General features: G+C 61.0%; 22 protein-coding genes. 10 read left to right on the top strand and 12 right to left on the bottom strand.

The window, feature by feature from the left end; all coding sequences use genetic code 11:
* Positions 1-64: 64 nt before the first annotated feature.
* Positions 65-1,333, top strand: a complete 1,269-nt coding sequence (locus CIB54_RS05145) for an Hsp70 family protein (RefSeq protein WP_101218897.1) — start codon at positions 65-67, stop codon at positions 1,331-1,333.
* 97 nt (positions 1,334-1,430) lie between these two features.
* Here the strand turns inward: CIB54_RS05145 and CIB54_RS05150 are convergent, their stop codons facing one another.
* From CIB54_RS05150 to CIB54_RS05160, 3 genes are all read right to left on the bottom strand, one after another.
* On the bottom strand, positions 1,431-2,444 hold the full coding sequence (locus CIB54_RS05150) for an AI-2E family transporter (protein WP_101218899.1): 1,014 nt from the start codon (positions 2,442-2,444) through the stop codon (positions 1,431-1,433).
* A gap of 175 nt (positions 2,445-2,619) precedes the next feature.
* Positions 2,620-2,919 carry a PsiF family protein gene (locus CIB54_RS05155; RefSeq protein WP_101218900.1) on the bottom strand — a complete coding sequence of 100 codons (300 nt, stop codon included), beginning with the start codon at positions 2,917-2,919 and terminating at the stop codon, positions 2,620-2,622.
* A 71-nt stretch (positions 2,920-2,990) separates the two neighbouring features.
* Positions 2,991-3,779 (bottom strand): AraC family transcriptional regulator, encoded by a 789-nt coding sequence (locus CIB54_RS05160; protein WP_101218902.1) that lies wholly within the window; start codon positions 3,777-3,779, stop codon positions 2,991-2,993.
* A 98-nt stretch (positions 3,780-3,877) separates the two neighbouring features.
* Here CIB54_RS05160 and CIB54_RS05165 point away from each other — a divergent pair, with 98 nt between their 5' ends.
* Both CIB54_RS05165 and CIB54_RS05170 read left to right on the top strand, forming a co-directional pair.
* Positions 3,878-4,768, top strand: a complete 891-nt coding sequence (locus tag CIB54_RS05165; RefSeq protein ID WP_101218904.1) for a DMT family transporter — start codon at positions 3,878-3,880, stop codon at positions 4,766-4,768.
* A gap of 97 nt (positions 4,769-4,865) precedes the next feature.
* Positions 4,866-5,396 carry a ferritin-like domain-containing protein gene (locus tag CIB54_RS05170; protein WP_065951482.1) on the top strand — a complete coding sequence of 177 codons (531 nt, stop codon included), beginning with the start codon at positions 4,866-4,868 and terminating at the stop codon, positions 5,394-5,396.
* Positions 5,397-5,527: 131 nt separating this feature from the next.
* Here the strand turns inward: CIB54_RS05170 and CIB54_RS05175 are convergent, their stop codons facing one another.
* Positions 5,528-7,594: an AsmA family protein gene (locus CIB54_RS05175; protein ID WP_101218906.1), complete on the bottom strand. Its 2,067-nt coding sequence runs from the start codon at positions 7,592-7,594 to the stop codon at positions 5,528-5,530.
* Positions 7,595-7,952: 358 nt separating this feature from the next.
* Here CIB54_RS05175 and CIB54_RS05180 point away from each other — a divergent pair, with 358 nt between their 5' ends.
* The gene (locus tag CIB54_RS05180) at positions 7,953-8,324 is read left to right on the top strand and encodes a hypothetical protein (RefSeq protein WP_065951484.1); all 372 of its coding nucleotides are present in this window, start codon (positions 7,953-7,955) and stop codon (positions 8,322-8,324) included.
* Positions 8,325-8,475: 151 nt separating this feature from the next.
* A complete protein-coding gene (locus tag CIB54_RS05185) occupies positions 8,476-9,108 on the top strand; it encodes a TetR family transcriptional regulator (protein ID WP_017526383.1) in 633 nt (210 codons plus the stop codon).
* 5 nt (positions 9,109-9,113) lie between these two features.
* Here CIB54_RS05185 and CIB54_RS05190 read toward each other — a convergent pair whose 3' ends face one another.
* Positions 9,114-9,611, bottom strand: coding sequence for a C40 family peptidase (locus CIB54_RS05190; RefSeq protein WP_101219039.1), 498 nt, complete (start codon positions 9,609-9,611; stop codon positions 9,114-9,116).
* Positions 9,612-9,949: 338 nt separating this feature from the next.
* Between CIB54_RS05190 and ureE the strand changes: the two genes are divergently transcribed.
* From ureE to CIB54_RS05215, 5 genes are all read left to right on the top strand, one after another.
* Positions 9,950-10,450, top strand: coding sequence for an urease accessory protein UreE (gene ureE / locus CIB54_RS05195; RefSeq protein ID WP_101218908.1), 501 nt, complete (start codon positions 9,950-9,952; stop codon positions 10,448-10,450).
* Positions 10,447-11,121: an urease accessory protein UreF gene (locus tag CIB54_RS05200; protein WP_065951486.1), complete on the top strand. Its 675-nt coding sequence runs from the start codon at positions 10,447-10,449 to the stop codon at positions 11,119-11,121. Before ureE ends, CIB54_RS05200 begins: the two co-directional genes overlap by 4 nt.
* Before the next feature lie 21 nt (positions 11,122-11,142).
* Positions 11,143-11,757, top strand: coding sequence for an urease accessory protein UreG (gene ureG, locus CIB54_RS05205; RefSeq protein WP_057724209.1), 615 nt, complete (start codon positions 11,143-11,145; stop codon positions 11,755-11,757).
* A 20-nt stretch (positions 11,758-11,777) separates the two neighbouring features.
* Complete coding sequence (locus CIB54_RS05210; protein WP_101218910.1) at positions 11,778-12,350, top strand: HupE/UreJ family protein; 573 nt, start codon at positions 11,778-11,780, stop codon at positions 12,348-12,350.
* 180 nt (positions 12,351-12,530) lie between these two features.
* Positions 12,531-13,640, top strand: a complete 1,110-nt coding sequence (locus tag CIB54_RS05215; protein WP_101218912.1) for an AGE family epimerase/isomerase — start codon at positions 12,531-12,533, stop codon at positions 13,638-13,640.
* 110 nt (positions 13,641-13,750) lie between these two features.
* On the opposite strand, the gene CIB54_RS05220 is transcribed toward CIB54_RS05215, so the two are convergent.
* The 7 genes from CIB54_RS05220 to CIB54_RS05255 all read right to left on the bottom strand — a co-directional run bounded on the left by CIB54_RS05220 (position 13,751) and on the right by CIB54_RS05255 (position 21,405).
* Positions 13,751-14,656, bottom strand: a complete 906-nt coding sequence (locus CIB54_RS05220) for a cation diffusion facilitator family transporter (protein WP_101218914.1) — start codon at positions 14,654-14,656, stop codon at positions 13,751-13,753.
* Positions 14,657-14,839: 183 nt separating this feature from the next.
* On the bottom strand, positions 14,840-15,604 hold the full coding sequence (locus tag CIB54_RS05225) for an SDR family oxidoreductase (RefSeq protein WP_065951490.1): 765 nt from the start codon (positions 15,602-15,604) through the stop codon (positions 14,840-14,842).
* 704 nt (positions 15,605-16,308) lie between these two features.
* Entirely contained in the window at positions 16,309-17,025 is a 717-nt protein-coding gene (locus tag CIB54_RS05235; protein WP_065951492.1) for an ABC transporter ATP-binding protein, read from the bottom strand.
* Positions 17,022-17,897: an ABC transporter ATP-binding protein gene (locus CIB54_RS05240; RefSeq protein ID WP_065951493.1), complete on the bottom strand. Its 876-nt coding sequence runs from the start codon at positions 17,895-17,897 to the stop codon at positions 17,022-17,024. Before CIB54_RS05240 ends, CIB54_RS05235 begins: the two co-directional genes overlap by 4 nt.
* Positions 17,894-19,171, bottom strand: coding sequence for a high-affinity branched-chain amino acid ABC transporter permease LivM (gene livM, locus CIB54_RS05245; RefSeq protein WP_065951494.1), 1,278 nt, complete (start codon positions 19,169-19,171; stop codon positions 17,894-17,896). Before livM ends, CIB54_RS05240 begins: the two co-directional genes overlap by 4 nt.
* A gap of 2 nt (positions 19,172-19,173) precedes the next feature.
* The gene (locus tag CIB54_RS05250) at positions 19,174-20,088 is read right to left on the bottom strand and encodes an ABC transporter permease subunit (RefSeq protein WP_003188099.1); all 915 of its coding nucleotides are present in this window, start codon (positions 20,086-20,088) and stop codon (positions 19,174-19,176) included.
* Positions 20,089-20,271: 183 nt separating this feature from the next.
* Positions 20,272-21,405 carry a branched-chain amino acid ABC transporter substrate-binding protein gene (locus CIB54_RS05255; protein WP_101218916.1) on the bottom strand — a complete coding sequence of 378 codons (1,134 nt, stop codon included), beginning with the start codon at positions 21,403-21,405 and terminating at the stop codon, positions 20,272-20,274.
* Between the last annotated feature and the right edge of the window lie 107 nt (positions 21,406-21,512).

Raw genomic sequence — 21,512 nt, forward strand, 5'->3', positions numbered from 1 at the left:
CCTACGCAAGCGCCTGCGACTGGCATACACTGCGCGGCCGTTTTTCAACCGGAACCCGATAGACATGAAAAACCCATCCCCAGCCCGTGCCTGCGGCATCGACTTCGGCACGTCCAACTCCACCGTCGGCTGGATCCGCCCCGGCGAGGAGACGCTCATCGCGCTGGAGGACGACAAGATCACCTTGCCGTCGGTGGTGTTCTTCAACTTCGAGGAGCGTCGCCCGGTGTACGGCCGCCTGGCCCTGCATGAATACCTGGAAAACTACGAAGGCCGGCTGATGCGCTCGCTCAAGAGCCTGCTGGGCTCCAAGCTGATCAAACACGACACCAGCGTGCTCGGCACCGCGATGCCGTTCACCGACTTGCTGGCGCTGTTTATCGGCCAGCTCAAGAGCCGCGCCGAAGCCAACGCCGGCCGCGAGTTCGAAGAAGTGGTACTGGGCCGCCCGGTATTTTTCGTCGATGACGACCCGATGGCCGACCAGGAAGCCGAGAACACCCTGGTGGACGTGGCGCGCAAGATCGGCTTCAAGGACATCTCGTTCCAGTACGAACCGATTGCGGCAGCGTTCGACTACGAGTCCACCATTGAAAAAGAAGAGCTGGTGCTGATTGTCGACATCGGCGGCGGTACGTCCGACTTTTCGCTGGTGCGTCTGTCGCCGGATCGCCGCCACAACGACAACCGCCAGAGCGACATCCTTGCCACCGGCGGCGTGCACATCGGCGGCACCGACTTCGACAAACAGCTCTCGCTGGCCGGCATGATGCCGCTGTTCGGCTATGGCAGCCGCATGAAGAGCGGCGCCTACATGCCTACCAGCCACCACATGAACCTGGCCACCTGGCACACCATCAACTCGGTGTACTCGCAAAAGTCCCAACTGGCCCTGGGCAGCATGCGCTACGACATCGAAGACACCGGCGGCATCGACCGCCTGTTCAAGCTGATCGAACAGCGCGCCGGACACTGGCTGGCCATGGAAGTGGAAGAGACCAAGATCCAGCTGACCCAGACCGACAGCCGCCATGTACCACTGGACCGTATCGAAGCGGGCCTGAGCGTGGACCTGAGCCGGGCACTGTTCGAATCATCCATCGACAACCTGCTGGAACGGGTGCGCGCGAGCGTCACGCAGTTGCTCAATGACGCCTCGGTGAGCGTGGCCCAGGTGGACACGGTGTTCTTTACCGGCGGCTCCAGCGGCATCCCGGCGCTGCGCCACAGCATTTCGGCGATGCTGCCGAATGCGCGGCACGTGGAAGGCAATATCTTCGGCAGTATTGGGAGTGGCTTGGCGATTGAGGCGAGCAAGCGCTACGGAGTTTAAGCGGCAAGTTTTCAGCTTCAAGCTGCAAGTAGAAGCAAGCCCGCTCTCACTTGCAGCTTGAAGCTTGAAGCTTGAAGCTTGCAGCTTGCAGCTGCTTTCAAACCACCCCCCCCAGCTTCAGCTCACTCTTGAGATACGCATAGTAAATCGGCCCCGCCACCACCCCCGGCAAACCGAATGCGGCTTCGAACACCAGCATCGCCAGCAGCAATTCCCACGATTTGGCACTGATCTGCCCGCCCACGATGCGCGCGTTGAGGAAGTACTCGACCTTGTGGATCACGATCAGATACCCCAGCGCCGCCACCGCCACCCAGATCGACAACGACAGGGCCACGATGGTGATCAGGGTGTTGGACATCAGGTTGCCGATCACCGGCAGCAGGCCGAGCAGGAACGTCAATACGATCAGGGTTTTGGTCAGCGGCAGGTGAATACCGCACAGCGGCAGGACCACGGCAAGGAACACAGCGGTGAAAGCGGTGTTGAGCGCGGCGATCTTGATCTGGGCGAAGACGATATTGCGAAACGCCTGGACCAGCAGGTGCAGGCGGTCGAACAACGCCGCGGCCAGGGGTTTGCGCTTGGTCAGGTCGGGCACGCGCTGCAGGGCGATGATCGCGCCCAGCACCATGCCGATCAGCAAGGTGACGAACATGTGCGCGGCGTCCTTGCCGACCAGTTGCAGTTCGCTCAGGTGCTTGCTCAGCCATTGGCCGATGGCCACGCGAAACTCGGCGGCGCTGGCCGGCAGGTAGGCGTCCAGGAACGGCGGCAACTGGCCGCGCGCACGGTCAACCACACCCATGAACTTGTCGAGCGAAGCGCCGGGGTTTTCCGCTTCATGGAGCAGAAAGCTGATGGCGCCGGCGAAGATCAGCGCAAGTACGCTGACGATCAGGGTGCCGAGCAGGGCCACCGCCAGCCAGCGCGCACGCCGCCCTTCGATCAGCCGTTGCAGTTGGGGGGTGAGCATGTTGACCAGTTCATAGACCAACAGGCCGGCCAGCAGACTGGGCAGCAATTTCAGCGGCAGCACCAGCAGCAGTCCGCCGAAAATAATGATGTAGCTGGCCAGCAACAACACATGACGCTGAGAAAACGTTGGCATACAGCCTCAAAACGAACGGCGTTAAAGGATGTGTAGGAGCGAGCTTGCTCGCGAAGGCCGCCAACGATAACGCGTTTATTCTGAATAAACGCGGGGTAATTGAGTTCTTCGCGAGCAAGCTCGCTCCTACAGGGGGGCTGTGTGCAAGTGTCTCAGCCTCTATGGCCTGGGGCTATCAATTCTTCAGGCAGGTGCTCATGAAGGTCTTGCGCGCATCGCCCGCCAGGGCTTTGGTCTTGGCCTCGGCATTGCAGTCTTTCATCTTTTGCTGCTGCGGGGTCAGGGTCTTGGCGTCGTTGGCGGCCGGGGTCGACAGGCAGGTCTTCATGAAAGCCTTGCGCTCATCGCCCTTGAGGGTCTTGGTGGTGGCCTCGGCGTTACAGGTGGTCATTTTGTTTTGCTGGGCGGTGGCGGCAAAACCCTGGGAACACAGCAGCACGCCCATCATCAACAGCGCAATACGCAGCATCTTCATGGAATTTTCTCCCTGTTACCGCGCCGAAGGGCGCGGCCTACAGCGCAGTGTAGTCAAAGCCTGTTACAACTTCACCGGCCGCGAAGATTCGCCCGACGGTATTGCTCCGGCGTGCAGCCGGCATGGCGCTGGAACATCGCGATAAAGGCCGAGGCGCTGCTGTAGCCCAGGTCAAATGCCACCTGCTGCACGCTGCGCTCGCTGTCCAGCGCTTCAATGGCCGCCAGGAAGCGCAGGCGCTGGCGCCACTCACCAAAGCTCATGCCCAGTTCGCGCACAAACCGGCGCGCCAGGGTGCGTTCGCTGACATGCACCTGCTCGGCCCATTGCGCCAGCGGGCGGTTGTCGCCCGGTTGCGCCTGCATGCCTTCCAGCACCCCCAGCAGGCCGGGATGGCGCGCGTAAGGCAGGAAGCAATCGTGGATCGGCGCCTGCTTGAGTTGGTCCACGAGCACCTGGGCCAGGCGGATATCGGCGTCGGTCTGCGGCCGATTAACGTCGCGCAGGGCGAAATCCTTGAGAATCGCCTTGAGGATGTCACTGATCGCCAGGGTGCAGGGCTGCCTGGGCAATTGCTCGCACAGGGCCGGCGCCAGGCCCACCGAGTGGTAGACGATCGCCTCGGCATTGTAGGAACTGTGCTCGGTATGCGGCGGCACCCACACCGCGTACTGCGGCGGCGACATAAAACGGCTGCCGGCCACTTCCATGCGCATCACCCCGCTGGCCGAGTAGTCCAGCGAGCCCCAGGCGTGCTGGTGCGGGGTGCATTCGGTGTCCGGGGCAAAGTCGCAATAGCGGAAGTACACCGGGCTCGGCAAGCGGACGAAATCGGGCAGGCGTACGGTGTGTCTGGACATATTGTCTGGATTCGAGGGCGGGTTGTCTGGATCGCAGTATAGGCTGCGATCCAGACAAGGGATAATCCCGCCTCTTCAACACACTGGGTGTGCTTTCGATGCAATACGCGTATCCCCTGCTGGCCATTCTGATCTGGGCCGGCAACACCGTGGTCAACAAACTGGCGGTGGGTTCGATCTTCCCGGCTGAAATCGGCTTTTATCGCTGGCTGTTCGCGGCGCTGCTGTTCACTCCGTTCATGCTCAAGCCGGTGATCGCCCACTGGGCACTGATTCGCCCAAACCTGGGCAAGATCTTCATCCTCGGCGTGCTGGGCATGGCCGTGTATCAAAGCCTGGCCTATTACGCAGCCACGCTGACCAGCGCCACCAACATGGGCATCATCCTCTCGCTGATGCCGCTGATGGCCCTGACTGCCGCCATCATCAGCCTGGGCCAGCGCCTGACCTATGGCGCGCTGACTGGCGCGGTGCTGTCGTTCGCGGGGGTTGTGGTGGTGGTGTCATCCGGCAGCCCGGGCGCGTTGCTGCAACACGGGATCAACCTCGGTGACGGCATGATGCTGGTCGCCACCCTGGCCTACGCGGTCTACAGCACCTTGCTGAAAAAGTGGCAACTGCGCCTGCCGCCGTTGGTGCTGTTGTATTTGCAAGTGCTGGTGGCGGTGGTGGTGCTGTTACCGCTGTTCCTGTGCTCGGCCAAGGCAGGCCTGGGCTGGGCGAATATCCCGCTGGTGCTGTATGCGTGCCTGCTGGCTTCGATGCTGGCGCCGCTGGCGTGGATGCACTCGGTCAAAACCCTGGGGCCCAGCCGTACCACCTTGTTTTTCAACTTGCTGCCGTTGATTACCGCCTTGATTGCGGCGGTGGTGCTGAAGGAAGAGCTGGCGCTTTATCACCTCGTGGGAGGGTTGCTGACCTTGGGTGGAGTGGTCCTGTCGGAGCGCTGGACGACACCCGTCAGACCCAGTCGTGACACATCCTGTTAAATCCGATAAAACTTTTCGCCTCTCTCGCCACTCACAACTGGGAGCGATCACGCCGGCAGAGCGTGGCGTAAAACCGGATTAGCCCCAGGAGATTGAGATGACTGAAGCACAATTGACTGACGTTGCGACCCTGCGCAGCCGCGCCCGCCAGAACGTCGAAAACGGTGCCGTGACCGAAGGCTATGACGCCGACCGCGAAGAGATTATCCGCTTGCTCAACGCATCGCTGGCCACCGAGCTGGTCTGCGTGTTGCGCTACAAGCGTCACTACTTCATGGCCAGCGGCCTGAAAGCCAGCGTCGCCGCCGATGAATTCCTGGAACACGCCACCCAGGAAGCCGAGCACGCCGACAAACTCGCCGAACGCATCGTGCAGTTGGGCGGCGAGCCGGAGTTCAACCCCGACCTGTTGTCGAAGAACTCCCACGCGCAATACGTGGCGGGCAATTCGCTGAAAGAGATGGTCTACGAAGACCTGGTGGCCGAGCGGATCGCGGTAGACAGCTATCGCGAGATCATCCAGTACATCGGCGACAAGGACCCGACAACTCGTCGCATCTTCGAAGATATCCTGGCCCAGGAAGAAGAACACGCCGATGACATGGCGGATATTCTAGAAGGCCTGTAATCAGCCGCACAGCACTACCCATGTGGGAGGGGGCTTGCCCCCGATAGCAGTGGTTCAGTCAACGATGTATTGGCTGATATACCGCTATCGGGGGCAAGCCCCCTCCCACATTTGCTTTCAGGTGCAGTCCGTTACTTCACAGTCTTGGGCGCCTTGCCTTCTTTCATCTGTTGCAGCAACGGTGCGCAGGCATTGGGCTCGCCGCCGCTTGGGGCAACCAGTGCAAGCAACCCGGCCGCCGGACCGGCGATCACACCCAGCGCGACCATGCCCGCGCCACGCAGCGCCAGGGGAATGGCCTTGACCCCCGCATTGGGCTTGATGAACGGCCCGTTCACATACAACGGTGAGCGCAGGGAGAACAGGCGGAAGCCCTTGGACTCCGGGGTAATGGTCAGGTCCAACTGTTCGGTCGCCATATTCGCCGTACCATCGACGTAGATGATCGCGTTCTCGGTATCGAACACAAACAACCGGGTGGTCGCCAGGCCAGTCTTGATGCCGAAGTCTGCCGCGGCGCAGTTGATCTTCACTTCCTTGTCGCCAAACAGGCGCCCCACCACATAATTGCCCACGTTGAGGCCGGCGATTTCCATCAGGCCACGGCTGATCGCACCGTCGTTGATCAGCATCTTCAGGTCACCGTTGGCGGTGCCCAGCAGCGCTGCCACGGAGTTGCCGCGCCCGGCAATATCGGCGTCGCCGTTGAGTTCGCCAAAGCTGGTTTTCATCGGCTCAAAGCTTGGGAACAACTGCTTGAGCTTGAAGTTACGCGCCGTGAGCTTCGCCCGGCCTTCCATCGGCGCGGTACGGCCGTTCAAGCGGATCTGCGCATCGAGCTTGCCGCCGGCCACCCCGAAGCGCAGGGGCTCCAGGCTCAGCTCACCGTTGTCGAGTACGAGGTGCGTATAGAGGTCGGTGAACGGCAGCTCGGCGCTGTGCACGATGCGTTTGCCGGTGAATTCCACGTCGGCATCCATCTCGCGCCAGCGCTCGGTGCGGAACTCTTCGACCGGCAGCACCTTGGTCGCCGGTTGCTTGCTTTCACCGCCACGAGCTTTCTGCTTGGCATTGGAATCGGCGCCGATCAGGGGCGCCAGGTCGTCCATCAGCAGCTGATTGGACACCAGCGCGCCGCTGAGCTTGGGCCGTGGCTGGCTGGCCACGTAGGCCAGGTCGCCGTGAATATCGCTGTTGCCGATCTTGCCGTTGAAGTTTTCATAGCGGAACGACGCGCCGCTGGCTTCATGCAGCTTGGCGATCAAATGACCGTCGGTTGAATACGCCGGCGAATCGGGCAACGTCACGCCGGTCAGCGGGTAGAGATTGCCCAGGCTGGCACCGGCGAGCTTCAGGCGCAGGTCCAGGGCGCCGAGGTTCAGCGGGTCGGTCAGGGTGCCGGCCAGGGCGATGCGGGTGTCGGCGATCTTGACCTGGGCCTGCAGCGGGAACGGCTTGGCCGCGTCCTGCAGGGCGAGCAGGCCGCCGATCTTGCCGGTGCCGGCGAGCGCCTGGCCATGGTACTGCCCCTTGACCTTGAGGGCGAACGCGTAGTCCTGGGGCGCCGAGCCTTTTTCCAGGGCCTTTTTGGCATCCGCGTCTCCGACGATTTCACTGAAGGGAATGGGTTTGCCCAGCGGGTCGATGATCACATCGAGCCGGGTCTTGAGGGTCTGGTCGTCGAGGGTGACGTGGCCCTTGTCGAAGCCGATGGCGCCGATATCCACCACCCAGCTGGAAGGCTCGGCGTCGGGATCCTTGGGGTCGAACTTGAAGGTCCAGTTGGCGCGGCCGTCAGCCAGGCGCTGCAGGTCGGCGCTCGGTTCGGTGAGGTCGATACGCGGGATCACCACGCGTTGTGCCAGCAACGCCAATGGCGAAATACGCAACTCGACCTTCTTGAGCGTGACCATCTGCGGTTGCTTCGACCAATCGGGATTGCCCAGGCTCAGGTCTTCGGCAATCACATGGGGCCAGGGCACCCAGGCCCGCCAGCCGCCCTCGTCGGGCTCACGCTGCCACACCACCGCCAGGTTGCCGTTGATGGCGAATGGGCGGTGCAACTCTTCGGAGACCTTGGCATTGAGGGGTGGCTTGATGCGGTTCCAGTCAAAAAACACCAGGACCAATACCGCGATGGCAATTAACAGAACGACGCTGGCGCAGCACCAGGCGACGATTTTTCGAGTGCGCGTCATTGCACAGAACTCCTGAATACGACTGGCTGGGCAACAGCCTTTTACACAGCTTATAGGACTACGACTGGCAAAGTGCCCGGGGGTTTAACGCAACGGCGGATTTAGCCGAAAAAAGCGATTTTCCTGATCGATCAGACCGTTTCTGATCATCCGCCACGCACCATTGTTACCCAGGTTCGTGTCGAAAATACCCACTGCGGTGCAAAACCGCGTGCTTGAGAGGCGCGATCTAGAGCGTCCCCGGCGAACAATCAATTCTGTTGATTATTACCATTGTGTTTATGAACTTTTATATCGACTTATCAAGAGTAGCATTAGCCCTGTACCCACTTTATCGCCCTCCCAAGGAGCAACCCTCATGAAACGCCAAGTACTTGCTACCGTCCTGTTATCCGTCCTGGCTTCCAGTGCCTTTGCCCTGCCAGCCGCCGAACAGGCCACCCCACAGAACCAGGCCCAGGCCGTGCAGTCGAGCCAGACCCTGGCCCGCAGCGGTTCGCAGGAAGATGAAAACCGTGACTACGCTAAAGGCGCTGTCGCTGAAAACGGTTCGGAGCAGGCCAACAAACGTGCCTACACCGAAGGCCTGACTGAAGGTGGCAACGACCGCCTGCAAGAAAAAGGTCTGGTAGAAGGCGGCGCTGAACAAGCCAATGACCGCGCCTACACCCAAGGTATCGCTGAAGGTGGTGCCGACCGTCTGCAAGAACTGCATCAAGCACAGAGCTAAGCCCGTGGTGGCCCAGAAAAAAGCCCGATCTGCCGATCGGGCTTTCGCTTTTATATAGACCGCGTCACGTCTGCCCCCCGCCAAGTTCGACGCCGGCAAAGCGGTTTTGCTAGAGTGCGTCGCTGTACTCGCCGACAAAGCCCATCCGCTCATGCTGCCCCGCGCCGAACAGAAGCAACAGACTCGCCTCGCCCTGATGGACGCTGCCCGCCATCTGATGGAGTGTGGCCGTGGGTTTGGCAGCTTGAGCCTGCGCGAAGTGGCCAAGACAGCGGGTATCGTGCCCACCGGGTTCTATCGCCATTTTGCCGACATGGACCAGCTTGGGCTCGTATTGGTCAGTGAAGTCGGCCAGACGTTCCGCGCCACGATTCGCCTGGTGCGCCACAACGAATTCGTCATGGGCGGGATCATCGATGCGTCCGTGCGGATCTTTCTCGATGTGGTCTCGGCCAACCGTTCCCAATTCCTGTTCCTGGCCCGCGAACAATACGGTGGTTGCCTGGCCGTGCGCCAAGCCATCGGCGCGCTGCGCGAAGATATCACCCGCGACCTGGCGGCCGACCTTACGCTGATGCCCAAGCTGCAACACCTGGATGCCGACGGCTTGCACGTAATGGCCGACCTGATCGTCAAGAGCGTGTTCGCCACCCTGCCCGATATCATCGACCCGCCCGCCCAGGCCTTGCCTGCCCACCTCACGCCCCAGGCGAAAATCACCCAGCAATTGCGCTTTATCTTTATCGGCCTCAAGCATTGGCAAGGCCTGGGCAGCACCGAGTAATACGCTCAGCCGGCCTTATGAAAGCGCTTGGCGGTGGTGTAGTTCCTGTTCCAGTAGCTATTGCTCAACGAATCGATACGTACGTTTTTGCCGGTACGCGGTGAATGGATGAATTTGCCCTCGCCGATATACAGCCCGACGTGACTCACTCGCCCCTGCCCATTGCCTTTGAAAAAGACCGCGTCGCCCGGCTTCAACGCCGTGCGCTTGATGGTCGCGGCCGTTGAACGGTGCATCGCAGTCGTGGTGCGCGGGAGCTGGATATTGGCTTGGGTCTTGAACAGATAGACCAGGAAGCTGCTGCAATCGAACCCTTGATCGGTAGACGTACCGCCCAACTTGTAGGGTGTGCCGAGCAGTTGATGGGCGCGGTCGATCACATTTTCGACGGAAGACGATGCATGGGCGGAAACAAACATCGGTGGCTGTTGAAGAGTGGCCGAGGCTGAGGAGATAAGACAAGACAGGCTGACGACGACAGAACAGATAAGTGACTTGAACATGATGAACATCGCGGCGGATTAAACACGGCGCGAATCTTAAAGAACCACCACGTAAACTCACGAAGGCCTATTCCCGGGCTCTTGTAGGATAATTCCTTAAAACCAAATGAAGAATTGGATGAAAGAAATTTCATGCAATACGCCAGCGTACTCCACGCAAAATGCCCCTTCCCGGTGCTTCAGCCCGCTACAACGCACCAACTTGCATCACAGGCGCATTCAGTGAGTGCCCTGCCGTGTGGCATTCGTGCCCTGCTGACAGGAATTTCCTACGTGCCTGCGGGGTTGGCAAGCCCCTTGCTCTAGCACCCTTATCGTTCATAGCTGGAAACCCTCCGATGCTGGTGATCCACCGCCGAATCGCCCCGCAAGCCCTCTGGGCCGCCGAGCTGCTGCTGAACTTCGAAGCTCGCAGCAAAAGCCGCCTGCGCTGTTTCAGTGCCGACGGTGAAGACGTCGGCCTGTTTTTGGAGCGTGGGCAACCGCCGCTGCACGATGGCGAATTCCTGCAAGCCGAAGACGGACGCGTCGTACGTGTCTGCGCACGCCCTGAGCAACTGCTGCACGTCACCTGCCGCAACGCCTTTGAACTGACCCGCGCGGCCTATCACCTGGGCAATCGCCATGTGGCCCTGCAGGTCGGCGATGGCTGGCTGCGCCTGCTTGATGACTATGTGCTCAAGGCCATGCTTGAACAGTTGGGCGCCGATGCGCACGCCATCGAGGCGCCTTTCCAACCCGAACACGGGGCCTATGGCGGCGGTCATCATCACTCGCGCCATGGCGACGAAGACTTCAATTACGCGCCCAGACTGCATCAGTTCGGCGTGCGTCCATGAACCCGGCCTGGGCGCTGTTGCGCCTGGCCAGTCCGCAGTTGCCGATTGGCGGCTACAGCTACTCCCAGGGCCTGGAAATGGCGGTGGAGAACGGTCGCGTCAACGATGCCGCCAGCGCGCGGCGCTGGATCAGCGATCAATTGTTGCTCAATCTCGCGCGTTTCGAAGCGCCGTTGCTGCTCGCCCATTGCCGCGCCGCCGCTGAACAGGCCTGGCCGCGCCTGGCGCAGTTGTGTGAAGAACACCGTGCCAGCCGCGAAACCCGCGAGCTGTATCAGGAGAGTCGGCAGATGGGCTACTCCCTGCAACAATTGCTCTGTGGCCTGCCGGAGTTAGACGCCGACGCCCGTGATTTCCTTGACCAACAGCCTGAACCCCATCTGGCCCTTGGCTGGGCGCTGGCCGCACGGGCCTGGGCCATCCGCCCCGATGACGCCCTCGCGGCCTGGCTCTGGAGCTGGCTGGAAAACCAGTTGGCGGTGCTGATGAAGACCCTGCCCCTGGGCCAGCAAGCCGCGCAGCGCCTGACCAGCGAACTGCTGCCACTGTTGCAGCAGGCCCAGCAGACGGCTGGCCGCGTCGAACCCGATCACCTTGGCAGCGCCGCGTTTGGCCTGTCTTTGGCGTGCATGGCCCACGAGCGCCAGTACAGCCGCCTGTTCCGTTCCTGAGGCTTTTTTGGAGAACCCACCATGAACACACAACCCCTGCGCGTCGGCATCGGCGGCCCGGTCGGCTCCGGCAAGACCGCCCTGACCCTGGCCCTGTGCCTGGCGCTGCGCGAGCGCTATAACCTGGCGGTGGTTACCAACGACATCTACACCCGCGAAGACGCAGATTTTTTGGTGCGCAACCAGGCCCTGGCGCCGGAACGCATCATCGGCGTGGAAACCGGCGGCTGCCCGCACACGGCGATCCGCGAAGATGCCTCGATCAACCTGGAGGCGGTGGACCAGCTCAACCGCCGGTTTCCGGGCCTGGACCTGATTCTGGTGGAGTCCGGCGGCGATAACCTGTCGGCGACGTTCAGCCCCGAGCTGTCGGACCTCACCATCTACGTGATCGATGTGTCCGCCGGCGACAAGCTGCCGCGCAAGGGCGGGCCCGGTATTTGCAAATCCGACCTGCTGGTGATCAACAAGATCGACCTCGCGCCACTGGTGGGTGCCTCGCTGGAATTGATGAACAGCGACACCCAACGCATGCGCAATGGCAAACCCTTTGTGTTCAGCAATCAGAAAACCGGCGTCGGCCTGGATGAAATCGTCGCTTTCATCGAACGTCAAGGCCTGCTGACCGCTGCCTGATCCCCCTACGGAGTCTGTTTATGAACCTCAAGAAACTGTTCGCCGCCGCCGCGCTGCTGCTGACCCCCGCCCTCGCCTTCGCGCACCCGGGCCACGGCGACAATGGCCTGGTCGCCGGCATCAGCCACCCACTGGGCGGGCTCGACCACCTGCTGGCGATGGTTGCGGTCGGCCTGTGGGCGGCGCAGCAAAAAGGCAACGCACGCTGGGCGCTGCCTTGTGCCTTTGTCGGCACTATGTTGATCGGTGGCATGCTCGGTTTTGAAGGCCTGCAACTGCCGGCGCTGGAAAGCGGGATCGCCGCATCGGTGCTGGCGCTGGGCCTGGCGGTAGCGCTGGCCGTGCGGCCACCGCTGTTCGTGGCGGTGGGGGCAACGGCGTTGTTTGCGTTGTTCCATGGCGTGGCCCATGGCCTGGAGCTGCCGGACATGTCCAGCCCCTGGGCGTACGCGGCAGGGTTTGTCGGCGCGACGGCTGCGTTGCATGCGGCGGGTTATGCGGTGGTGCGTTTCCTGCCTGCGGCGGCAGCGCCGTTGGTGCGGGTGGCGGGGGCGGCTTCGGCGGCGACTGGGGCCTGGTTGTTGGCGGGCTGATCTTCAGCGCTGCTGAAGGCCTCATCGGGGGCAAGCTCCCTCCCACAGTTAACCGCGTTCCAACGTTGAAATGCGGTCGAAGGTGGGAGGGGGCTTGCCCCCGATAGCGGCGCCACAGACACCACAGTTCCCAAGCCTGATAACATGCGCGCCACACCCCTGCCGTGACGACGCCAGCCAATGCCCATCGCTTCTGTGCCCGCTTTGAATTCCGTGCTCACGCACTTCCATGACCTGATCGTGCCGCTGTGGCAAGGCCCGGGCTGGAATGCCGAGCTGGCGCTGCCCTTCGAGGCGCTGGACGCCAATCATCAGCCACTGCCCCCGCAACGCTACCGCGCCATGGCCTGCGCCCGCCAGTTGTACCTGTTTGCCAGCCTGATCGGTGAGCCCGGCACGGCCTTCGCGCAAGCGCGCGCGGCAGAGTTGTTCCGTTCCCTGCAACGGCACTTCCACGACGCCGAACACGGCGGCTGGTTCTACAGCATCGACCCGGCCGGGCAGCCACTGGATAAACGCAAAGACCTCTACACCCACGCCTTTATCATCTTTGCCTGCGCGCAATACTGGGCCAAGGTACGTGAACCCTTGGTGGAGTCGGTGCTCAATGCCGCGCTCGAAGTGGTCGCCCAACGTTTCGCAACCGGTGACGGCCTGTACGAAGCGGTGCTGGACCGCAACTGGGCCTCGCTCAAGTCGGGCCCGTTGCAAAACCCGTTGATGCACCTGGCCGAAGGCTTCCTCGCCACCCTCGCAGTGCGTGACGACGCCGAGGTACAAGCGGCCCTGCTGGCATTGGCGGCGGCCATGCAGCAACGCTTCATTGATCGCCAGCATGGCGTGATGTTGGAGAAACCGCTGGGTGCTGTGGATAACTGGTTTGAGCCAGGGCACCAGTTCGAGTGGTTCTTTTTGCTGGAATCCTCAGAAGTATTGCGCGGCACACCGCTGCATGCGTCGCTGACACGGGCGTTCGCCTATGCCGAACAGACCGGTGTGGATAAGTTGAGTGGTGCGGTCAGCGGCATGCTGTCCGTGGATGGCACGGTGCGCGACGGCACCCAGCGTATCTGGGCCCAGGCCGAGTACCTGCGGGCATTGACCTTGCGCCCCGGCAGCGAGGCCGTGCTGCAGCGTCAATTGCTGGCGCTGCAAGAGCATTTCCTGCATGCGAAGGGCTGGCATGAATGCCTGGATGCCGAGGGTCAGGTGAGCCGGAGGGACATGCCTTCTACCACGCCTTATCATTTGGCGACTTGCTATCAGGGTCTGATCCGGCATTTGGGCTGACCTTCAGGGCCTCATCGGGGGCAAGCCCCCTCCCACACTTGACTGCTGTGAACCCGGTCCAATGTGGGAGGGGGCTTGCCCCCGATAGCCTCACCTCGGTCTGACAGCCCTCACGCAATCCACTTTCGATCCCCAGTAAAACTGATCGTCAACCAGCGCGCCGCATCCGGCGTGCCCAGCGCTGTGGATATCTCTTCGCGCAACCCGTCGAGGGTCGCGACCTTATCCACTGGGTAATCGGCCGGCAACACCACATGAATTTCAATGAATCGTGCCCGCCCGTGCTTCTGCACGTAGGACACGTAGTCGTCGAAGCCATGCCTGGCCTGCGCCGCGTCCATCACTTCGCGCACGGTGTCGTCCAAGTGATCCGGGGCAATGCCCAGCACCTCACGCAAGGCCGGGCGCAGGATCTTGAACGCCGGCGCCAGCATGCTCAGGGCCAGTAGAATCAGGATCAGCGGGTCGACGTACACCGCCCACTCGCCATACCCCTGGGACTTGAGCAACAGTGCCGCCAGAAAGCTGATCAGCAAGCCCACCGACAGCATTGCGTCCACCAGCCAACTGATGTTGTCGAACTGGATCAGCGAGGATTTCAACCTGCGGTTGCGGTAGCGCACATAGAAAAAGTAGGCGAACTCCACGACGGTAAACACCGCCGCATACACGATCACCAGCCCCAACTCGATTTCGCGACCGCCATTGATAATGCCGAACACACCGTTGAGAAACGCGTAGATGGCGATCAGCAGCAGGAAGCTGCCTTCGATCAACAGCACCATCGGCTCCAGGTGCCAATAGCCGAACTGGAAACGCTCGTTGCTTTTCTTGGCGATCAGCTTGGCCGTGATCAGCATCAGCACCTTGATGGCGGTGGCGATCAGCGAGAAAAAGCCGTCGAACAGAATGGATTGGGCGCCGGACATCACACCCGTGACAATCCCGGCGATCGCGACTGCGAACATCAGGATGGTCGATTGTTTGAGCAGTGCCTGCTCACCTCGGTTACTCACATTTCCTCCCGTCAAAACCTTTAAACCGCAGGGTGCGGTGGGGTTTTCAAAGGTGGAGTGTACCTTATGGCCTGTTTTTGGCCGATTTGACGCCATCGGGGGCAAGCCCCCTCCCACATTTGGAACGCATTTCAACCTGTGGGAGGGGGCTTGCCCCCGATGGCAGCGACTCGGTCTAAAGCCTTACTTGGCCCCACGCTCAATCGCAAACCCAGCCCAGGTCTGGCTCACCGGCATCAGTTCCAGCCGGTTGATATTCACGTGCGCCGGCGTGTTCAGCACCCAGAAGATTGTGTCGGCAATATCCTGCGGCTGGATCGGCTCGGCGCCGGCATAGGTCGCGTCATAGCGCGCCTGATCACCACCGAAACGCACCAGGGAAAACTCGCTCTCGCACAAGCCCGGCTCGATGTTGGTCACCCGCACGCCGGTGCCTTGCAGATCGCAGCGCAGGTTCAGCGAGAATTGCTTTACAAACGCCTTGGAGCCGCCGTACACGTGGCTGCCCGGGTAGGGGTAACTGCCGGCGATGGAACCCAGGTTGATGATCCCGGCGCCACGGCCATGGGCGATCAGGCGCGGCAGCAGCAGGTGGGTGGTGGTCAACAGGCCCTTGATATTGGTGTCGACCATGGTTTCCCAATCGTCGAGGTTGCACTTGGGCGCAGGGTCAGTGCCCACGGCCAGGCCGGCGTTGTTGATCAGCCCGCGCAGCTTGGCGAACGCTGGGGGCAGGTTGGCGATGGCTTCTTCCATGCCTTGGCGATCACGCACATCCACCACCAGACCATGCACTTCGGTCTGCCTGGAGAGTTCTTCGACCAGCGCATTCAAGCGCTCGGCACGCCGGCCAGTGAGCACCAGTTTCCAGCCGGCCTCGGCAAAACGGCGGGCACAGGCTTCTCCGAAACCTGAAGTGGCGCCAGTAATAAACAGCGTGTCGGACATGGTGTTCTCCTTGCGGGCAACGAAAAAAGTTGCCAGCAGAATGCCCTTACGCCGCCGTTGCGGCAACCGCTATGCGCACACCCTCATGCCGGACTGATCATTTTTTAACCATCCCTGGCAGAGCTATATGAATCGCGGCCTGCAGCCATGTACGCGCAGGTTATCCACAACTGCGCCCACAGTCTTTGGGGGCAAGTGCACATCGCCTCGGGCCACGGTATACAAGGCTTGCAGGTGTTTGCGCAAAGTTTTTTGCTTGACCAGGATGCAGGGCGTATGCAGGCAATTTCACTCGATGAGATGCGAACGATGGCTACAGGCCAGTCATTCCGGCCTCTGCGGCGGTCTTTCCAGAGTTTAGTCACAGACTTATCCACAGGCTGAACTGACCTATTTCGGTCATATACCTGTGTCTTTAAACAGGTTGACAAAACCCTCGGACGACCGTGAAAAAGCCACTGATCAAAAAACAACCACAAGCCTGCAGGCCACGTATTCAAAGGCTTTCAGCCATGTACCACCACGTTACCCACAGCCGGTTCCACAGTGGATGGGGACAAGTCAAAACTGTGACAAAACAGGTATTTGCGGCGGCTATATGTCGCGCTTTGGAGGGGGGCTGGAATTGTTTTCCACAATTTCAAAAGCCACTCGAAATCAAATGTGGGAGGGGGCTTGCCCCCCTCCCACAGGGTATTGCGCAGTCAGTGACCGCCGAGGTAGGCGTTGCGCACTTCCTCGTTCACCAGCAACTCCTTGCCGCTCCCCGTCAGGCGAATCTCGCCGTTGACCATCACATAGGCCCGGTCCGAGAGGCGCAGGGCGTGGTTGGCGTTCTGCTCCACCAGAAAGATAGTCATCCCGGTGGATGCCAGCTCGCGCAGGGTGGAAAAGATCTGTTTCACCACAATCGGCGCCAGGCCCAGGCTCGGCTCATCGAGCAGCAACAGCTTGGGCCGGCTCATCAGCGCACGCGCGATGGCGAGCATTTGCTGTTCGCCGCCGGACATGGTCATCGCCCGCTGGTTGCGCCGCTCCTTGAGCCGTGGGAACAGCTCGAACATGCGCTGCATATCCTCACCGGCGAACTTGTCGCCAATGGGGATGGTGCCCATCAGCAGGTTTTCCTCGACGGTCATGTCGGGGAATACCCGTCGCCCTTCCGGCGACTGTGCGATGCCATTGGAGGCAATGTAGTGGGACGACTTGTGGGTGATGTCCACGCCGTTATAGAGAATCTGCCCCGACTCGGCCCGTGGCTGTCCGAAGATCGACATCAGCAGCGTGGATTTGCCCGCGCCGTTGGAGCCGATAAGGCTGACGGTTTCGCCCTCGTTGATATGCAGCGAGACTTTTTTCAGGGCCTGGATCGGGCCGTAGAACACGTCCAGGTCCTTCATTTCGAGGATAGGCCCGCTCATACCAGCTCCTCTTCGTCCGCGCCCAGGTAGGCGGCAATCACTTTCGGGTCGTTGCGGATCGCATCCGGCCCGCCTTCGGCGATCACGTTGCCGTGGTCCAGCACCACGATGTGGTCGGAAATACTCATCACCATGCCCATGTCGTGTTCGATCAGCACCACCGTGAGGTCGTGTTCGTCGCGCAGCAGGCGAATCATCGCACTGAGGGCTTCGGTTTCCTGAGGGTTGAGGCCCGCTGCCGGTTCGTCCAGGCAGATGATCTGCGGCCGCGTGCACATGGCGCGAGCGATTTCCAGACGGCGCTGCTGGCCGTAGGAAAGCTCGCCGGCCAGGCGGTTGGCGCAGTCCACCAGGTCGACCACTTCCAGCCAGTAAAAAGCGTGGTCGAGGGCATCGCTTTCAGCCTTGCGGTAGCCCTTGGTGTTGAGGATGCCCGCGAGCATATTGCGGTTGACCCACATGTGCTGGGCCACCAGCAGGTTTTCCAGCACCGACATTTCCTTGAACAGGCGAATGTTCTGGAAGGTCCGCGCCAGGCCGGCGCGGTTCACCAGGTGGGTGCCGCCGAACATCTTGTAGTACACACGGCTGAAAAAGCTTTTCGGCGACACGAAGTCGGTGGCCTCAAAGCGCTCACCCAGCAACTGGATGACGTTGGTTCGCTTGCCCCGCACGTTGAGTTCGATCTTGCCGCCGCTGGCCTTGTAGAAGCCGGTGAGGCAGTTGAACACCGTGGTCTTGCCGGCGCCGTTGGGGCCGATCAGGGCAAAGATCGAATTGCGCTTGACCTGCAGGCTCACATCACTGAGGGCCTTGATGCCCCCGAAGTGCATCATCAGGTGTTCGACGGACAGCACGACTTCCTTGCTCATGGTGCTACCCCCTTGCGTGGCGCCACGCCGGTACGGCTGATGCGAATCAAGCCGCGCGGCCTCCAGATCATCATCACCACCATCAACACGCCGAACAGCAGTACGCGGTATTCAGAGAAGCTGCGCAGCAGTTCAGGCGCCACGGTCAGTACGAACGCGGCGATCACCACACCCACCGTCGAGCCCATGCCGCCCAACACCACGATGGCCAGGATCAACGCCGACTCGAAGAAGGTAAACGACGACGGGTTGACGAAGCCCTGGTAGCTGGCAAAGAACACCCCCGCCAACCCGGCGGTGGACGCGCCAATGGTGAATGCCGATAGCTTGACCAGCACATGGTTCAGGCCCATGGAGCGACAGGCGATTTCATCTTCGCGCAAGGCCTCCCACGCGCGGCCGACCGGCATGCGGGTCAGGCGGTGCTTGATGTACAGCACCGCCAGCACGACGAGGAACAGCACGATGTAGATAAACATGAACTTGATGTTGGGGTTGTAATCGAGACCGAAGAACTCGTGGAACGGAATCCCGCCATCCTTCGCGCGCTTGCCGAACTCAAGGCCCAGGAACGTCGGCGAAGGCACCGGCATACCGTTTGGCCCGCCGGTAAACGACAGCCAGTTGTTCAGCACCAGGCGGATGATTTCACCAAAGCCCAACGTCACGATGGCCAGGTAGTCGCCGTGCATTCGCAGCACCGGGAACCCGAGTATGCACCCCGCCAACGCCGCCGCGATCGCCGCCAGTGGCAGCACGCTCCAGAAGCCCAGGCCGAGGTACTGGTAACCCAGCGCCAGGCCGTAGGCACCGATGGCGTAGAACGCCACGTAACCCAGGTCGAGCAGACCGGCCAGGCCCACCACGATGTTCAGCCCCAGGCCGAGCAACACGTAGATCAACCCGAGGATCACCACGGTCAGCAGGTACTTGTTGGCGAAAATCGGGAACACGATGGCGATCACGATCAGTGCTGGAATGATCCAGCGCAGCCGCGATTTGTAGTCCGGCGGCAACACGTGCACGCCCGAGCCGCTGCTTTCGAAACCCTGCAGGATCTTCACGCCCTTGGGGGTTTGCAGGAACAGGCTCAAGGCAAAACGCCCGGCCATCACGATGGCGACCAACGTGGCAACGCGCGCAGGCTCCAGGTTGAAGCTGTAGCCGTCGAGCACCACGCCGACAATCGGGCCGAACACGATCAGCGAAATCAGCCCGGCGAGGACCGTGTCGACCACACTTTTCTTGATATCAATGGATTTGGCAGCAGACATGTTTACACCTTCGCCACAAGTGGGCGACCAAGCAGGCCCTGGGGACGGAAAATCAGAATCACCACCAGCAGGGAGAAACTGAACACGTCTTTGTAGTCAGAGTTGATCAACCCCGAGAACAACGACTCGGAGATACCGAGGATGATCCCGCCCAGCATCGCCCCAGGCAGGGAGCCGATGCCGCCGAGTACCGCTGCGGTAAACGCCTTGATGCCGATAATGAAGCCGGCATAGAAGTCGAAGGTGCCGTAATTGAGGGTGATCAGCACGCCGGCCAGGGCAGCCATGGCGGCGCCGATGACGAACACGTAGGAGATCACGCGGTCGGTGTTGATGCCCAGGATCGAGGCCATCTTGCGGTCTTGCTGGGTGGCCCGGCACATGCGGCCAAGCTTGGTGTATTTGATGATGTAGGTGAGCAACGCCATGCCGGCGAATGCCGCCACGAGGATGAACACTTTGGTGTAGGTCAGTTGCACGAAGCCGGTGCCGATGTCGACGCGCCAGGCGCCGGCCAGCAGGGTGGGAATGCCTTGTTGCTTGGCGCCCTGGGCAATCTGCGCGTAGTTCTGCAGGATCAGGGAAATGCCGATGGCGCTGATCAGCGGTGCCAGTCGGGTGGAGTTGCGCAGCGGTTTGTAGGCGACACGTTCGATGACCCAACCGTACACGCCGGTAACGACCACGGTGAAGATCAGGGTGCCGAGAATGAGCAGCGGGAAGGATTCGATGCCGAAGTAAGCCAGCAGTGCCAGACTGATCGCCGCGAGGTAAGCGGAAATCATATAAACCTCGCCGTGGGCGAAGTTGATCATGCCGATGATGCCATAGACCATTGTGTAGCCGATGGCGATCAGGCCATAGACCGACCCGAGGGTCAGGCCGTTGACCAGTTGCTGCAGGAAAATACCATCCATAACGCAATCTCACGCGGTGAGCACCTGCACACCGATAGGTGTGCGGCGCTTCTGGAGGAAAAAACAGCGACCAATAACCACACTGTTCCAAGGTGGGAGGGGGCTTGGCCCCGATGCGGTGTATCAGTCAACAAATGTGCAACTGACCCACCACAATCGGGGGCAAGCCCCCTCCCACATGGATTACTTCTGTTTTTCCAGCTGGTGGTATTTGCCGTCTTTATCCCACTGGTAAACCACGTAGTCGGAGATTTTCAGGTCGCCCTTGGCATCCCAGGCCTTTTCGCCCATGACGGTTTTAACCGGGTTAGCCTTGAGCCACTTGGCCGCGTTTTCGCCCTTGTTGGACTTGGCACCATTGAAGCCGGCGGCCAGGGCCTGGATCGAGGCGTAGGCGTACAGGGTGTAGCCTTCCGGCTCGTACCCGCTTTTACGGAAGGCATCCACCACCGCCTTGCTGTCTGGCAACAGACGCGGGTCAGCACCGAAGGTCATGTAGACGCCATCCACGTACTGGTTGCCACCGGCGGTTTTTGCCAGTTCATCGGTCACTACGCCGTCATCGGACATAAACGCGGCCTTGAGGCCCGCCTCGCGAATCTGGCGAACCAGGGGACCTGCTTCGGGATGCAGACCGCCGAAGTACACGACGTCGGCACCCAGGGAACGGATCTTGGTCACCAGGGCGCTGAAGTCTTTTTCGCCACGGGTCAAGCCTTCTTCCAGCACCGGTTTGACGCCGCGCTTGGTCAACTGCGCAGCGGTGGCGTCGGCCAGGCCTTTGCCGTAGGTGTCCTTGTCGTTGATCACCGCGACTTTCTTGCCTTTGAGCACGTCGACGATGTAGTCGCCGGCGACGATGCCCTGCTGGTCATCGCGCCCGCACATGCGGAACATGGCGCCCAGGCCGCGCTCGGTGACCTGTGGGTTGGTGGAGCCGGGAGTGATCGCGATGATGCCTGCTTCGTCGTAGACCTCAGACGCCGGGATGGTGTTGGACGAGCAGAAGTGCCCGACCACGCCGATCACTTTGTCCTGGTCCGCCAGGCGGTTGGCCACGGCCACCGCCTGTTTTGGCTCGCAGGCGTCATCGCCGGCCACCAGCACGATCTGCTCGCCGTTGATGCCACCGGCCTTGTTGATAACATCGGCTGCCGCCTGGGCACCCTTCATGTACTGCTCACCGAAAGCGGCGTTGGCGCCCGTCATCGGGCCTGCCACACCAATTTTCACATCAGCTTGAACAAACGTAGAAACACCCAGCGCCGCAGCAACGGCGAGGGCCAGAAAACCTTTCTTGTAAAACGTCTGGGACATGAGTGGTGCTCCGATATTTTTGATTTTTGGCACGACAACTTGCATTCAAACCTTTCACCGAAAGCTCAGAGCAAGCCGCGTGCCATTACTTTTTTATTCTTCAAAAA

The organism is Pseudomonas fluorescens (assembly GCF_002837185.1).
Taxonomy (GTDB): domain Bacteria; phylum Pseudomonadota; class Gammaproteobacteria; order Pseudomonadales; family Pseudomonadaceae; genus Aquipseudomonas; species Aquipseudomonas fluorescens_AM.